The organism is Sphingomonas sp. NPDC092440 (genome assembly GCF_044754985.1).
Lineage (GTDB): Bacteria > Pseudomonadota > Alphaproteobacteria > Sphingomonadales > Sphingomonadaceae > Sphingomonas.
The window spans coordinates 39,862-54,058 of sequence record NZ_JBIVQA010000019.1; the positions used below are offsets into that span (position 1 = coordinate 39,862).

General features: G+C 69.5%; 11 protein-coding genes. 3 read left to right on the forward strand and 8 right to left on the reverse strand.

The features are described 5' to 3' along the window. The first annotated feature begins 60 nt into the window (after positions 1–60). Positions 61–1,248, forward strand: coding sequence for a dipeptidase (locus ACIQCS_RS22130; RefSeq protein WP_345847957.1), 1,188 nt, complete (start codon positions 61–63; stop codon positions 1,246–1,248). Positions 1,249–1,338: 90 nt separating this feature from the next. Here ACIQCS_RS22130 and dacB read toward each other — a convergent pair whose 3' ends face one another. Beyond that, the gene (gene dacB, locus ACIQCS_RS22135) at positions 1,339–2,778 is read right to left on the reverse strand and encodes a D-alanyl-D-alanine carboxypeptidase/D-alanyl-D-alanine-endopeptidase (protein ID WP_345847959.1); all 1,440 of its coding nucleotides are present in this window, start codon (positions 2,776–2,778) and stop codon (positions 1,339–1,341) included. A gap of 128 nt (positions 2,779–2,906) precedes the next feature. Between dacB and ACIQCS_RS22140 the strand changes: the two genes are divergently transcribed. Continuing rightward, positions 2,907–4,916: a prolyl oligopeptidase family serine peptidase gene (locus ACIQCS_RS22140; RefSeq protein WP_401531830.1), complete on the forward strand. Its 2,010-nt coding sequence runs from the start codon at positions 2,907–2,909 to the stop codon at positions 4,914–4,916. Positions 4,917–4,924: 8 nt separating this feature from the next. Further along, complete coding sequence (locus ACIQCS_RS22145) at positions 4,925–6,190, forward strand: amidohydrolase family protein (protein WP_345847961.1); 1,266 nt, start codon at positions 4,925–4,927, stop codon at positions 6,188–6,190. Between the two features lie 30 nt (positions 6,191–6,220). Here ACIQCS_RS22145 and ACIQCS_RS22150 read toward each other — a convergent pair whose 3' ends face one another. The 7 genes from ACIQCS_RS22150 to ACIQCS_RS22180 form a co-directional block, all read right to left on the reverse strand. Continuing rightward, positions 6,221–7,462, reverse strand: coding sequence for a dicarboxylate/amino acid:cation symporter (locus ACIQCS_RS22150; RefSeq protein WP_208413820.1), 1,242 nt, complete (start codon positions 7,460–7,462; stop codon positions 6,221–6,223). Beyond that, entirely contained in the window at positions 7,462–9,024 is a 1,563-nt protein-coding gene (locus ACIQCS_RS22155) for an amidohydrolase family protein (protein WP_345847964.1), read from the reverse strand. The genes ACIQCS_RS22150 and ACIQCS_RS22155 overlap by 1 nt, the downstream gene beginning before the upstream one ends. Next, positions 9,021–10,010 (reverse strand): N-acetyl-D-Glu racemase DgcA, encoded by a 990-nt coding sequence (gene dgcA / locus ACIQCS_RS22160; RefSeq protein WP_345847965.1) that lies wholly within the window; start codon positions 10,008–10,010, stop codon positions 9,021–9,023. Before dgcA ends, ACIQCS_RS22155 begins: the two co-directional genes overlap by 4 nt. Next, positions 9,968–11,002, reverse strand: coding sequence for an N-acetyltransferase DgcN (dgcN, locus tag ACIQCS_RS22165; protein WP_345847966.1), 1,035 nt, complete (start codon positions 11,000–11,002; stop codon positions 9,968–9,970). The genes dgcA and dgcN overlap by 43 nt, the downstream gene beginning before the upstream one ends. 71 nt (positions 11,003–11,073) lie before the next feature. Continuing rightward, positions 11,074–11,958, reverse strand: coding sequence for a LysR family transcriptional regulator (locus ACIQCS_RS22170; RefSeq protein ID WP_280278835.1), 885 nt, complete (start codon positions 11,956–11,958; stop codon positions 11,074–11,076). A 71-nt stretch (positions 11,959–12,029) separates the two neighbouring features. Beyond that, positions 12,030–12,722, reverse strand: coding sequence for a UTRA domain-containing protein (locus tag ACIQCS_RS22175; RefSeq protein WP_345847969.1), 693 nt, complete (start codon positions 12,720–12,722; stop codon positions 12,030–12,032). After that, positions 12,719–14,059, reverse strand: coding sequence for a formimidoylglutamate deiminase (locus ACIQCS_RS22180; RefSeq protein WP_345847971.1), 1,341 nt, complete (start codon positions 14,057–14,059; stop codon positions 12,719–12,721). The genes ACIQCS_RS22175 and ACIQCS_RS22180 overlap by 4 nt, the downstream gene beginning before the upstream one ends. Between the last annotated feature and the right edge of the window lie 138 nt (positions 14,060–14,197).

A 14,197-nucleotide genomic window follows, 5' to 3' on the forward strand; every position in this document is an offset into this window, starting at 1 on the left:
AAGCTGCCCTTCGCGCCCCAGGAAATCCAGCACTAGCGTAACGACAAAACAGGAGGTCCCATGCTTTCCCTGCTCGCCCTTGCCATCGCCCTGTCCGGGCCGGATAGCGACACGCCCAGCCCCGCCGACCGGCTGGCGCATGACCAGATGCTGGTGCTCGACACGCATCTCGATACCCCCGAGCTGTTCGAGCATCCGGGCTGGAAGTTCGATCGCTGGCACGACCGCGACTTCGACAAGAGCCAGGTCGACCTGCCGCGCATGGAACAGGGCGGGCTCGATGGCGGCTTCTTCGTGATCTATACCGGCCAGGGGCCGCTGACGCCCGAAGGCTATGCGAAGGCGCGCAACGCGGCGCTGACCCGCGAGATGTGGATCCAGCGCGTCGTCGCTGCCAATGCCGACAAGATGGAATTCGCGACCACGCCCGAGGATGCCTATCGCATCGCCAAGACGGGCAAGCGCATCGTCTTCCAGTCGATCGAGAACAGCTATCCGCTGGGCACCGACCTGACGCTGCTCAAATGGTATTACGACCAGGGCGTGCGGATGGCCGGCCCGATCCATTTCCGCAACAACCAGTTCGGCGACAGCGCCACCGACAAGGTGAAGCAGTGGAACGGCCTGTCGCCGCTCGGCAAGCAATGGGTGGCCGAGATGAACCGGCTGGGCATGCTGATCGACGTCAGCCATTCGTCGGACGACGTGTTCGACCAGGCGCTGGCGCTGTCCAAGGTGCCGATCATCGCCTCGCATTCGGGGCCCAGGGCGATCTTCAACCACCCGCGCAACCTGGACGACGAGCGCATGCGCAAGCTCGCCAAGGCGGGCGGCGTGCTCCAGGTGAACAGCGTCTATCTGGTCGAGGGCGACCATGACGAGGCGCGGAACAGGATCTCGAACCGGCAGGACGACTGGTGGGCGCTCTCCGCCGAGGACCAGCGCAAGCTGATCGCCGACAAGGCCAAGGCGGACGCGACCAATCCCTATCAGGGCGCGGATTTCGAGCTGTTCATGAAGAGCCTGCTCCACTGCATCGCGGTGATGGGCGTCGACCATGTCGGCATCGGCGCCGATTGGGACGGCGGCGGCGGCGTGCGCGGCATGGAGGACATCACCGCCCTGCCCAAGATCACTGCCCGACTGCGCCGCGAGGGCTTCTCCGACACCGATATCGAGAAGATCTGGAGCGGCAACGTGCTGCGCGTGCTGAAGCAGGCGGAGGACGGCGCGGCGAAGAACAAGTAGGGAAACGTCATCCCGGCGAAAGCCGGGATCTCGTGCGGCAAGCGAACGGCGCTCGGCCTGAGACCCGGCTTTCGCCGGGGTGACGGCCTGTCAGTTCCCCGCCGCCACCAGGTTCAGCGCGTCGTCCATATACTTGGCCGCGCTCGCATCCTGCGGCACGTCGTTGGCGTAGAAGGCGAAGGTGTAGGTCTTGCCGCTGACCGCAGTGAAATAGCCGGCAAGCGCGTTGGTGGCGTTGAGCGTGCCGGTCTTGGCGAAGACCCTGCCCTCCAGCGGCGTGCCCTTGAAGCGGCGGGCCAGCGTGCCATCCACCCCGCCGATCGGCAGCGTGTCGCGGAACTGCGCCCCCCAGGGCTGGGCGGCGACCCAGCGCAGCAGCAGCACCGAGCCGCGCGGGCTCACCCGGTTGTAGCTCGACATGCCCGAGCCGTCGGAAAAATCCCAGGCGGTGCGCGGCACCCCCGCCGCGGCGAGCATCTTACCGACCCGGGCGACGCCTTCGGGAATCGAGCCGCTGCCGCCCTGGAGCTGCCCGACGCGGCGCAGCGCCAGCTCGGCATGCAGGTTCTGGCTGACCTTGTTGATGTGCTTCAGGTCCTCGGCGAGCGGCGCTGGCGTGAGCGCCGCGAGCGGCACCGGAAGCCGGGGCAGGACGGCACGGGCCGCCGCATAGCCGGGATCGGCCGGATCGTCCTGCGGCGTCACCGGGCGATGGCGCACCTCGACATGCCCCTTCACCTTCACCCCGCGTGCCTCGAGCAGCGCCTTGAGGCGCCAGGCGGCATAATCGGCCGGATCGTCGATGCCGAGCTTCCAGCTCTTCGGCTGGGCATCCGCGCCGATCGTGCCGGTGATGCGGAGCTGCTTGCCGTTGGGATCGCGGTCCCAGCCGAGCCGGGTCTCGCCGCCGGGCACGGTCCTCGCGGCGTTGGTCACGGCGAAATAAGGCCAGAGCTCCACCCTGGCCGGCTCACCCGCCCGGGCCGGCGAGACGGTGAGCTTCAGCTCGTTGTCGTCGAGCGTCAACGCCGAGATGCCGGTGCCCGACGAACTGGGGATGTTGTTCCAGCTCATCCCCGGGCTCCAGCGCTGGTCCGGGAAGAAAGTATCGTCGCCGATGATGTTGCGGACCTGCTTCGTCCTCGCGGCGACCGCGTCGGCGAGCGTGGCGAGGCAGTCGACCGTGCAGTCCTCCGCGCTCGACAGGCGGGCATCACCGTGCCCTTCCAGTACCACGTCCTCGCCCTCCAGGCGCACTGCGACGCCGCCGATGGCATCGGGCTGGTTGATGCCGGGCAGGTTCGCGAAGGCGGCGGCGGTGGTGTAGATCTTGGTGTTCGAGGCCGGGACGAAGCGGCCGTCGGGATTGATCGCCACGATCTCCCTGCCCGTGTCGTCGGCCACGACCAGGCCGAAGCGCGTGCCGGCCGGCGCCTCGGCGAGCTTGGCGGCGACGCGCTGCTCCAGCGTCTGCTGGGCGAGCGCGGGCGTGGCGAGCGTGAGGGCGATGCCGAGGACGAAATGCTTCATGCCGCAAGCGTAACTCCCGCCGCCGAGCCTGCAAACCCGCGATCATTCAGAGGAGTCGCCCGGGCATAACCATGGCGCATGCCGGCATTGTACGGGCAACATCGGCCCGGCACCTTCGCGCCATGAACATGATGCGGGCCGCCCTGAACCCTTTTGCCGTGATGGTGGTGGCGATCGCCCCGCCGGCGCTGGCACAGACCGACGACCTGGCCGCGGCGCTCGCCCTGCCGGTCGCCAGCCAGATGGCCGGGGCGCGTGACGTGCCGCGCTTCGCCTGGGTGGAGAACCGCGCCGGCGTGCGCAACCTGTGGGTGGCGGATGCGGGGCAGCGGGCCCGGCAGGTCACCCGCCATGCCGGGGACGACGGCATGATGCTCTACGATACGGCGCTCAGCCCCGACGGCCGGCGCCTGGCATATGTGCGCGGTGGGGACGACGAGTTCCCCGACGGCAGGATCCCCAATACCGCCTCGGCCGCGTTCACGCCGGGGCAGCAGGTGTTCGTCGTTGAAGACGGTGGAGATCCCACACCGATCGGAGACGGACACCTGCCCGTTTTCTCGCCCGACGGGCAGCGCATCGCCTTCACCCGGCGCGGCGAGCTGTGGCTGTGGCAGGCGGGCAAGGCCGCGCGGATCGCCGCGGTTCCGGGCGAGGTCAGCGACCTGAAATGGACGCCCGACGGCAAAAGGCTGCTCTTCGTCGACAATCGCAACGACCACGCCTTCGTCGCGCTGCTCGACGCGGACGACGGCCGGCTGACCTATATGGAGCCGGCGCTCGGCTATTCGGTGGAGCCGGCGCTTTCGCCCGGCGGGGATCAGGTCGCCTATATCCAGTATCTCGATCCGCCGGCAGGCGCGGCGCGGGACGGCGGCCCCTATTGGTCGATCCGGGTGGCCGATGCCGCGACGGGCAAGGCCCGCACGCTGTGGACCGCGCCGCAGGGCATGGGCGGCCGCTATTACGGCACGCGCCAGCACAATCTGTGGTGGAGCAAGGGCGGCCAGCTGCTCTTCCCCTGGGAGCGAAGCGGCTTCCTGCACGTCTATGCGATCGACGCGGCCAGGGGCGGCGTGCCCCGGGCGCTGACCGCCGGCGGGTTCGAGGTCGAGACCTTCGTGCTCGGTGCCGACGACATGGTCACCTTCGCGGCCAATGCCGACGAGGCGGATCGGCGGCATTTCTGGCAGGTGCCGGCAAGCGGCGGGGCGGCGAAGCGCGTGACCGACGGCAAGGGCAGCGAGAGCCTGCCCGTCTTCGCGGGCGGGCTGCTGGCGGGGATCGCCGCCGATACGCGCCATCCGGCCCATCCGGTGCTGGCGAAGGGGCTGGCGCCGCTGGGCGAAGTGGCCGAGCTGAAGGGCGCGGTGGCGCCTGAGCCGGTGACCTATCGGGCCGAGGACGGCGTGACCGTCCATGGCCAGCTGTTTCGCGGCCAGGGCAAGGGCCCGCGCCCGGCGCTGATCTTCGTCCATGGCGGGCCGCGGCGCCAGATGCTGCTCGGCTTCCACCACGCCCAATATTATTCGAACGCCTATGTGATGAACCAGGCGCTGGCGGCGCGGGGCTATACGGTGCTCTCGGTCAATTATCGCAGCGGCACCGGCTATGGACAGGCGTTCCGCGATGCGCCGGGGATCGCGCGCGACGGCGCCTCCGAATATCGCGACGTGCTCGCCGGCGGGCGCTGGCTCGCGGCGCAGAAGGACGTGGCGTCCGACCGGATCGGCATCTGGGGCGGCAGCTGGGGCGGCTATCTGACCGCGCTGGCGCTGGCGCGGAACAGCGACCTGTTCAAGGCGGGCGCGGACTTCCACGGCGTCCACACCATGCTGCGCAACGTCGAGAACAACCTGTCGCCCGAGCAGCAGGCGGCCGCGCGGCAGAAGCAGTGGGACAGCTCGCCGATGGGCGCGATCGGCACCTGGCGCTCGCCGGTGCTGCTCGTGCACGGGGATGACGACCGGAACGTCGATTTCGGCCAGTCGCTGCTGCTCGCCCGCGAGCTGGCGGCGCGGCGCATCCCGCACGAAGAGCTGGTGTTCCCCAACGAGCGCCACGAATTCTTCCGCTATGCCGACTGGCTCACTGCCTATCGCCGCACCATTTCCTTCTTCGACGAGCATCTGAAATGAGGTGGCTGATGGCAGCGGCGGCACTGGCCGGGGCGAATGGGGCGCAGGCGCAGGAGCAGGAACGCGCGACGCTGATCCATGGCGCGCGCGTGTTCGAGGGCACCGGCAAGCCGGCGAAGATCGCCGACGTGCTGATCGAAGGCGGCAAGGTCAGCCGGGTGGGCAAGAAGCTGCGCGTGCCCGAGGGGACGCAAGTGATCGACGCGACCGGGCTCACGCTGATTCCCGGCCTGCACGACCTGCACATCCACACGCGGCGCGAGGCGTTCACCGACGTCGCGTCGCTCCACCGCTTCTATCTGCCCTATCTGCGCGCCGGCGTGACCAGCGTGAACGAATTCTCGGTCTCCACGGAGATGATGCCCGGCATCCGCGCGCTCCAGGCGGACACCCCGCACCTCACCCTCGCGGTGCGGCTCGGCGTGCCCGACGGGCACGGCACCGAGAGCCAGTTCACCAACGCGATCACGCTCCAGGTCACCACCCCGGCCGAGGCACACGCCGCCATGGCCAAGGCGCTGCCCTACAAGCCCGACATGGTGAAGGTGTTCAACGACGGCTGGCGCTACGGCGACCCCAACCGTCCCGACCGTCCGAGCATGGACGAGCCGACCCTCGCCGCGATCGTCGCCGATGCGCACAGGGCGGGGATCAAGGTGATGACGCACACGGTGACGCTGGAGGGCGCCAAGAGCGCCGCGCGCGCCGGGGTGGATTCGGTGGCGCACGGCGTTGGCGACGCGCTGGTCGACGACGAGCTGATCGGCCTGATGCGGAAGCACCACATGGCCTATGTCGCCACGCTGGCGACCTATGAGCCGCTCGAGACGCGCGTGCTGGCCCCCGAGGAGCTGGCGATGCTCACCCCCGAACAGCGCGAGCGCGAGACCGCACGGCTGGCCAAGGGCGAGGCGATCGCGCCCTATGACAGCAAGCGCTGGCAGATCATGCGCGACAATATCCGCCGGCTGAAGGCGGCCGGAATCCGCATCGGCGTGGGCACCGACACGGGCATCGAGGGCGTCTATCCCGGCTTCGGCGCACTGCGCGAGATGCGTATCCTGAACGAGCTGGGCTTCACTCCGGCCGAAGCGATCGAGGCCGGCTCGCGGGTGAGCGCCGACATCATGGGGCGCGGGAAGACCGAAGGCACGATCCGCAAGGGCATGCGCGCCGACCTGGTGCTGACCGGCGGGGCGCCGGACCTGACCTTCCTGGATCTCTACTCGGTCAAGCGGGTTTGGGTGGCGGGGAAAGAAGTGTCGCTCGACTGACTCCCCTCCCTGAAAGGGAGGGGAATTACGCTAAGCCCGGTCCGCCGCGCGGTAGACTTCCTCGTCCAGCTCGCCTTCCCAGCGCGCCACCAGGGTCGCCACGGTGAGATTGGCCGAGGCGCTCGGCACCGTCCGCGTCATGTCGAGCAGCCGGTCGAAGGGCAGCACGAAGCCGACCACCAGCGCGGTCTGCTCCGGCGAGACGCCCACGGCGCTCAGCACCGCCGCGAGCATGAACAGCGAGGCCGATGGCACCGGCGCCGTGCCGAACGCGGCGAGCGCGCCGGTGAACAGCACCGTCGCATAGACGGTGGGCGTCAGGTGCACGCCAAAGGCCTGCAGCGCGAACATCGAGAGCAGCCCGACATACATCGCCGTGCCGTCCTTGCCGATGCTGGCGCCGAGCGGCAGCACGGTGGAGAAGACCGAGCGGCCGATGCCCAGATTCTGCTCGGAGACACGCATCGCCACCGGCAGCGTCGCGCCGCTCGAGGCCGTGGAGAAGGCCACCGCCAGCGCGTCGACGATGCCGCGGAAAAAGGGCAGCAGCGGCAATCGCGCGACGAAGCGCAGGAGCAGGCTGTGCACCACCAGCATCTGGATCAGCGAGCCGAGCACCACCGCCAGCGCCAGCCAGCCGACATGGACGAACACTGCCGCCCCGTTCGCCGCGACGGCATTGGCGATCAGCGCGAACACGCCGAACGGCGTCGCCTCCATCACCAGGCCGACGACGCGCAGCAGCACCGCCGAAGTCGATTGCAGCAGGTTGGCGAAGGGCTTGCCCGCCTCTCCCGCCACCACCGTGCCGCAGCCGATCAGGATCGAAGTGAAGATCAGCGCCAGCATGTCGCCCTTGGCCAGCGCATCGAAGATGTTGGTCGGGATGATGTTGATCAGCTGCTCATAGGGCGTGACCGGCTTGCCGAGCACATGCGCTTCGGCCGTGCCGAGCGGCGCACCGATGCCGGGCTGCACGATCGCCGCGACCAGCATGCCGACCGAGACGGCGATGAAAGTGGTCAGCGCGAACATGCCGACCGTGCGCCCGCCGAGGCTCCCGAGCCGCTTGGGATCGGCAAGCGTGGTGATGCCCGAGGCGATGGTGACCAGCACGATCGGCGCGACGAGCATGCGGATCGCGCGGACGAACAGGTCGCCGACGAACTGCACCCAGGGCGCGCCCTGCGGCACCAGCAGCGCGAAGACGACGCCGAGGACGAGGAAGGCGAGCACGCGCTTCCACAGGGCGATGCCGAACCACCAGCCCATCAGTTGCAGGTCCCGGGGGTGGGTTTGTGCGCCAGCGCGCGGCCGGCGGCCTTGCCGGTCATCGCCCCCTTGTCGACCGCGAGCACGCCGTTGACCAGCACGGTCCGCACCCCCGCCGCCAGCAGCGCCGGCTGCTCATAGGTGGCGCGCGAGGCATAGGTGCGCGGATCGAACACCACGATATCGGCGAAGGCGCCGGCACGCAGATGGCCGCGGCCCTCCAGCCCGAACGTATCGGCGGTCAGCGCCGAACTTCGCTCGATGAACTGGCGCAGGGTGATCACATGATCGGTCTTGACGTATTTGTCGTACTTGCGGGCGAAGGAGCCATAGACGCGCGGATGGCCGCCCGAGGCATCGGACCCGGTCATCACCCAGGGCTGCTGCATGAAGGCGGCGATATCGGCCTCGCTCTGGTTGAACGAGACGGTGCCGGGATCGCCGATGCGGATCACGGCGATCGCGGCGTCGACCGGCGACAGGTTCATCTCCTTCGCGACCGCATCGAGATAGCGGTTCCGGTATTTGCCCTCGACGATCAGCAGCTTGCCCGCCCCGCCGCGCTTGCGGAGATTCTCGACCATGCCGGCGTGCATCTTCTCGGTCAGCGAGGGATCGTCGAAGCGCTTGAGCAGCGCCGGGCGGCCCCCGTCCTGCGCCCAAAGCGGGACGAGCGAGGCGACCAGGCTCGTGCCCGAGGCGGACCAGGGATATTGGTTGGCGGTGACCTTCTCGCCGCGAGCGCGGGCGGCGTCGATCTTGGCGATGATCGCCGGCGCCTGCCCCTGCACGTCGACGCCCAGTGCCTTGATGTGGCTGATATGCGCGGGCAGCCTGCCCTCGCGACCGATGCGGATCGCCTCGTCGATCGCGGCGGCCAGGCCCACGGTATAGCTGCTCTCGTCGCGGATATGGCTGTCATAGCTGCCGCCGCGCTTGCCCGCTTCCTTGGCGAGCTCGATCACTTCCTCGGTCTTGGCGAAGCTCTGGGGGGCATAGAACAGGCCCGTGGAGAGGCCGAGCGCGCCCTGACACATCGCGCCGGCGACCAGGCCCTTCATCCGCGCCAGCTCGGCGGGCGTGGGATCGCGGGCATCCTCGCCCACCACCATCTCGCGCACCGCGCCGAAGCCGACCCAGGCGGCATAGTTGATACCCACCGGCCGAGCCTCCGCGCTGCCGAGGACCTTGGCCAGATCCGGGCTGCCGCCGCCGTCATTGCCGATGAACGCAGTGGTGACGCCCTGCATCAGAAAGGCGGGGATCAGGCGCTTCCTCGGATCCGCCGATGCGAGATCGTCGCCCATATGCGTGTGCGGATCGATGAAGCCGGGGGCGACGATCATCCCCTTCGCGTCGATCACGCGCGCGGCGAGCAGGTTCGCACGCGCCCCCACCGCGACGATGCGATCGCCCTTGACCGCGACATCGCCGACAAAGGGCGCGTCCGAGCCGGTATAGATCGTGCCGCCGCGGATCAGCAGATCGACCTTTTGCGGCGGATGCGGCGCGGCGGCGCCCAATGCGATGGCGGCAATCCCCAGCAGCAGCGCGACCTTCATGGCGTTCCCCAAAATCCCGGAAGTGGTGGATGAAGCGTCCCGCCCCGATCCTCGACCCCACCGGGGCGATCCTTGGCGAGCCAGATCGGACCGTCAAGATCGACGAAATCCGACATGCGGGCAAGGTGCAGCGCCGCCGCGACCGACAAGGAGGAGCTGACCATGCAACCGGTCATCAGGCCAAGGCCGCGCGCGCGGGCGGCCTTGGCCAGGCGCAACCCCTCGGTCAGGCCGCCGGCCTTGTCGAGCTTGACGTTCACCACCTGGTAGCGACGCGCGACCTGCTCGAGATCCTCGCGGGCGTGGAGGGACTCGTCGGCGGCGATCGGAACGAGCGGGCGGAAGGTCTCGAGGCATGCGTCGATCTCGGCCGGCACGGGCTGTTCGAGCAAGTCCACCTTCAGCGCCGCCAGCACCGGCTGCATCGCCTCGACCAGCCGGGCGTCCCAGCTCTCGTTGGGATCGACGATCAGCCGGGCATCGGGCGCGGCGGCGCGGACGGCACGGATCTGCGCATCGGGCAGGCGGCCATCGACCTTCACCTTGAGCAGCGGCGCATGCGCGAGGCGGCGGGCGGCGCAGCCCATCATCATCGGCGTGTCGATCACGATGGTGCGTGCGCTGGCGACCGGCTCGGGCTCCGGGGCGCCGAGCAGCGCGGCGACGCTCCTCCCGGCCGCGCGGGCCTCCAGGTCCCAGAGCGCGCAGTCGACCGCGTTGCGGGCGGCACCGGCCGGGAGGAGCGCCAGCAGCGCCTCGCGCCCCGCGCCCGCCTCGATCGCCGGGCGGACGCTCTCGATCGCCGCGAGCGCATTCTCGACGCTCTCGCCATGGCGGGCATGGGGCACACCCTCCCCTTTCCCTTCCAGCTCCCCGGCGCGGATCGAGACCGTGACCATATCGGCCTCGGTCTTCACTCCGCGCGCGATGCGGAAGGGCCTGGTCAGCGCGAAGCGGTCGTGGCGGGCCGTGAGGGTTCGGTGCATAGCAACTCGTCGATGATCGCCTCGACCCCGAAGGCGATTGGATCGGTACAGGGCAGGCCGAGATCCGCCTCGATCTGCCGGCAAAGCGCGCGCGCCGCTTCCGCTTCCATGCGGGAAGTGTTGAGGCACACCCCGACCGCGCGCACGTCCGGGCTGGTCAGGCGCGCGACCTGGAGATTGGCCTCCAGGCATTCCCGCAGGTTCGGCAGCGCCCGGCCCGGCAAGCCGCGCATATGGCCGCGGCTGGGATCGTGGCAGAGCACGATCGCCTCGGGCTGGGCGCCGTGGAGCAGGCCGGTCGAGACGCCCGCGAAACTCGGATGAAAGAGCGAGCCCTGGCCCTCGATCAGGTCCCAGCCGCCATCGGTGCGCTCGGGCGCGAGCATCTCGATGCCGCCCGAGATGAAATCGGCGACGACCGCGTCGATCGGCACGCCGGCGCCGGCGATCAGGATACCGGTCTGGCCGGTGGCCCGGAAATCGGCCTTCTCCCCGCGCGCCTTGAGCGCATCGGCGAGCGCGATCGTGGTGTACATCTTGCCGACCGAGCAATCGGTGCCGACCGTCAGCAGGCGGCGGCCGGCCCGGGCATATCCGGTGCCCACCCGCAGGTCCGCCGGGGGATCGCGCACGTCGAACAGCTGCAGGCCCTTCTCCTTGGCGAGCGCCGCCAGCTCGGGCACGTCGCGCAGCCGCTGGTGGAGGCCGGCGGCGATGTTCATCCCCGCATCGAGCGCCGCCACCGCGTCGCGCACCAGGTCGCCGCCCAGCGTGCCGCCCGAATTGGCGATGCCGAGGACGAGCGTCTTCGCGCCCGCCGCCGCGCCTTCCGCGATGGTCATGCGCGGCAGGCCGAGCGTGAGCGGACTGTCGTCGTGACGGAACTCGCCCACGCAATCGCCACGCCGGAATTCGGCCAGGCCGCGCGAGGTCTTGATGCCCACGAAATCGGTGCTGTGACCGAGGTAGAGGAGGTAAGGTGCCGGTATCATTGGGTGATAACGCTATCCCGCCCGCATCGGGCACCGCGCATAGCGAGTGCGCGCCTCGGCATAGCCAGCCGTTATGGCGTATCGATCACCTTGGCGAGCGCCTTGAGGAAATCGGTGGCGAGCGCGGTGGGCGGCCGGTTGAGCAGGAACATGGCGTGCACGTCGAAGGTGAGCTGCGGCTTGAGCGGCCGCATCGCCAGGCCGGGCACGAGCGAGGCCTGGGCGGTGAAGCTGTCGACGACCGTCATGCCCACGCCCTGCGCGACCAGCGCGGTGGCGATGTAGAAGGTGCGGGCCGAGATCACTTCGTCGAGATCGAGCTCGAGCCGCGCGCATTCCTGGCTGAACAACTGGCCGATCGGGCCGCTGTTGGCGAGGCTGATGAACGGGCGGCCGCGCAGCCGCTCCAGCTCGATACGCGGCGGCGCGTCGGGCATGTCCTCCTCGCGATAGAGCACCACCAGCTCGCCTTCGCCCAGCCAGCGATGGCCGATCGGCGCGGCATGGGGCACTTCATAGGCGATCGCGACATCGGTCTCGCGCTCGTAGAGCTTGCGGAGCAGATCGTCGTGATGGACGGTCTGGAGATCGAAGCGGACGCCCTCATGCCCCCGCATGAAGCGCGCGACGGCGGTGGGCAGCGCGTTGAGGGCCAGCGACGGCAGCGCCGAGACGCGCAGCATGCCGCCGGCGCCGCGCTTGAGGTTCCGCCCCGCCTCGCGCAGCGCATAGACGCGGTCCTGGATCTCTGAGACTTCGGTGAACAGCGTGTGCGCGTCCTCGGTGGGGACGAGGCGGCCATTGGTGCGGTGGAAGAGCTGGAAGCCGAGCAGGCTCTCGGCATGGCGCAGCATCTTGGAAACCGAGGGCTGCGACACGTTGAGCGCACGCGCGGCGCCGCTGACCGAGCCGTTCACATAGACGGCGTGGAAGATTTCGATGTGCCGCAGGTTCATCCGGCCAGCCTATCGAACTGCGCGAAAGGGGGAAAGGCCCCGGTTCGGTGTGATTGTCCCGCCCATCTTCGTCATCCCCCCGGCGTGAACTCCGCGACCAGGTCGTAACGATCCCCCGGGAAGGTCTGGCGGACGAACGTCACCGCCCTGCCCGTGCGCCAGGTCCAGCGCTCGACCTGGAGGCAGGCCGCATGGGCATCGAGCTTCAATTTCCTGGCCAGCGGGCCGCCGGCGGAGACGGCACGGATGCGGTGGCGCGCATCGGTCCAGGGGACATGGTGGAGCAGCCACGAGCCGGGCGCCTCGGTCTCGAACGTGTCGGCGCGGGGCACCGGCACGGTATCGAGCGCGATCAGCCGGCGCTCGAGCGCAAAGGGCTGTTCCCCGGCGAAGTGCACGCCCTCGATCAGCAGCGCGGGCGCCGGGATGCCGGAGACTTCGATGTCGGGATCGCGATTGACCACCCGGCAAGTGTCGAGCGCCCAGCCATAGGCCTCGCCCCGCGCCGCGATCAGCTGGGCGAGATCGGGCACCGCCAGCACCGCGGCATGGACCTGGGGATGCGCGACGAAGGAGCCGGCCTTGCGACGCCGCTCGATCAGCCCGGCATGGACGAGCCGCTCCAGCGCCTTGCTGACCGTCGCGCGGGCGCAGCCATAATGCGCGACCAGCTCATGCTCGAAGGGGATGCGGTCGCCCGGCCGCAATTCCCCCGAGCGGATGCGCGCCTCGATGTCCGAGCGGATGCGTTCCTGCAGCGTCACCCGAGCAGGCGCTCCAGGGTTTTCCGATAATGAATAGCGATAGCCTCGCTCTCCCGGTGCCTTCCGCCCACGACCTGCAGCGTGCCGGCACGCCAGACGCAGTCGATCGCGCCGGCACGGCCAGTGAAGATCCAGCGATCGAGAAGCGTGTCGGCCGAAGCGCCGGCAAAGCCTGGATGGTCCATGTTCAGGCTCACGATATCGGCGGGCGCGCCGGGCGCAATCCCCGTTTCGACACCGAGCGCCTGCCCCGCGCCTCGGAGCGCCGCGCCGAACAGCGTCTCGCCGACCGAGGCGCCTTCGGGCGACAGGATCGCGCGGCGCCGGAGCGCCAGACGCTGCGAATATTCGATCGCGCGGAGTTCGTAGGCAGCGTCGATCTGGATGTTGGAGTCGGTGCCCGTGGCGATCTTCCCGCCGGCCGCGAGATAGCGCTCGGCGGGGAAGATGCCGTCGCCGAGATTGGCCTCGGTGACCGGGCAAAGACCGGCCACTGCGCCCGAGGCGGCGAGACGGTCGGTCTCGGTTTCGGTGAGATGGGTGGCGTGGATCAGCGTCCAGCGCCGGCCGATGTCCAGATTGTCGAGCAGCCACTCCACCGGCCGCGCACCGCTCCAGGCGAGGCAGGCCTCGACTTCCTTCGTCTGTTCGGCGGCATGGATGTGGAGCGGGCCGGTGGTCAGCGCGGTGACCGCCAGCAGTTCCTCCGGCGTGACCGCGCGCAGCGAATGCGGTGCGACACCGAGCACCGCGTCGGCGGGCAGCTTGGCGCGGCTCGCCTCGACCAGCGTCGCGAAGCCGTCGATATCCGAGAGGAAGCGCCGCTGGCCGGGCTTGGCGGGCAGTCCGCCGAAATCGCTGTGCGCATAGAAGACGGGGAGCAGGGTCAGGCCGATGCCGGTCTGCCCGGCCGCGGCGACGATCGCCCCGGCGGTCTCGGCGGGATCGGCATAGCGCGCGCCATCCACGTCGTTGTGGAGATAGTGGAACTCGCCGACGCGCGTGTAGCCGGTCTCCAGCATCTCGGCATAGGCGAGGGCGGTGATCGCGGTGATATCCTCGGGCGTGAGCCGGTCGAGGAACCGGTACATGATCTCGCGCCAGCTCCAGAAATCGTCGTCGGGCCGGCCGCGACGCTCGCTGAGCCCGGCCATGCCGCGCTGGAAGCCATGGCTATGGACATTGCCGAGGCCCGGAACCGCAGCGCGGTGGCGCCCGGCACCGGGCGCCGGATCGGTGCCCATCAGCACCTGCGCAATGCGCCCCTCGGCGATGCGCACGGTGACACGCTCGGCCCAGCCGGTGGGGAGCAGTGCGGTTTCGAACCAGAGATCCATCCAGGCCTTCCCATTCCCGTCATTCCCGCCCCATTGCCGTCATCCCGGCGGAAGCCGGGATCTCAGGCGATTGCGGGGCAAGAGCCGCGCGAGATCCCGGCTTCCGCCGGGATGACGAACAAAGTGTGCGACGGGCCT

Coding starts and splice junctions, on each gene's coding strand:
- ACIQCS_RS22180 (WP_345847971.1), bottom strand. CDS start 14,059: ATGGATCTCTGGTTCGAAACCGCACTGCTCCCCACCGGCTGGGCCGAG.
- ACIQCS_RS22130 (WP_345847957.1), top strand. CDS start 61: ATGCTTTCCCTGCTCGCCCTTGCCATCGCCCTGTCCGGGCCGGATAGC.
- ACIQCS_RS22155 (WP_345847964.1), bottom strand. CDS start 9,024: ATGAAGGTCGCGCTGCTGCTGGGGATTGCCGCCATCGCATTGGGCGCC.
- ACIQCS_RS22170 (WP_280278835.1), bottom strand. CDS start 11,958: ATGAACCTGCGGCACATCGAAATCTTCCACGCCGTCTATGTGAACGGC.
- dgcA (WP_345847965.1), bottom strand. CDS start 10,010: ATGCACCGAACCCTCACGGCCCGCCACGACCGCTTCGCGCTGACCAGG.
- ACIQCS_RS22145 (WP_345847961.1), top strand. CDS start 4,925: ATGGCAGCGGCGGCACTGGCCGGGGCGAATGGGGCGCAGGCGCAGGAG.
- dacB (WP_345847959.1), bottom strand. CDS start 2,778: ATGAAGCATTTCGTCCTCGGCATCGCCCTCACGCTCGCCACGCCCGCG.
- dgcN (WP_345847966.1), bottom strand. CDS start 11,002: ATGATACCGGCACCTTACCTCCTCTACCTCGGTCACAGCACCGATTTC.
- ACIQCS_RS22150 (WP_208413820.1), bottom strand. CDS start 7,462: ATGGGCTGGTGGTTCGGCATCGCCCTGTGGAAGCGCGTGCTCGCCTTC.
- ACIQCS_RS22140 (WP_401531830.1), top strand. CDS start 2,907: ATGATGCGGGCCGCCCTGAACCCTTTTGCCGTGATGGTGGTGGCGATC.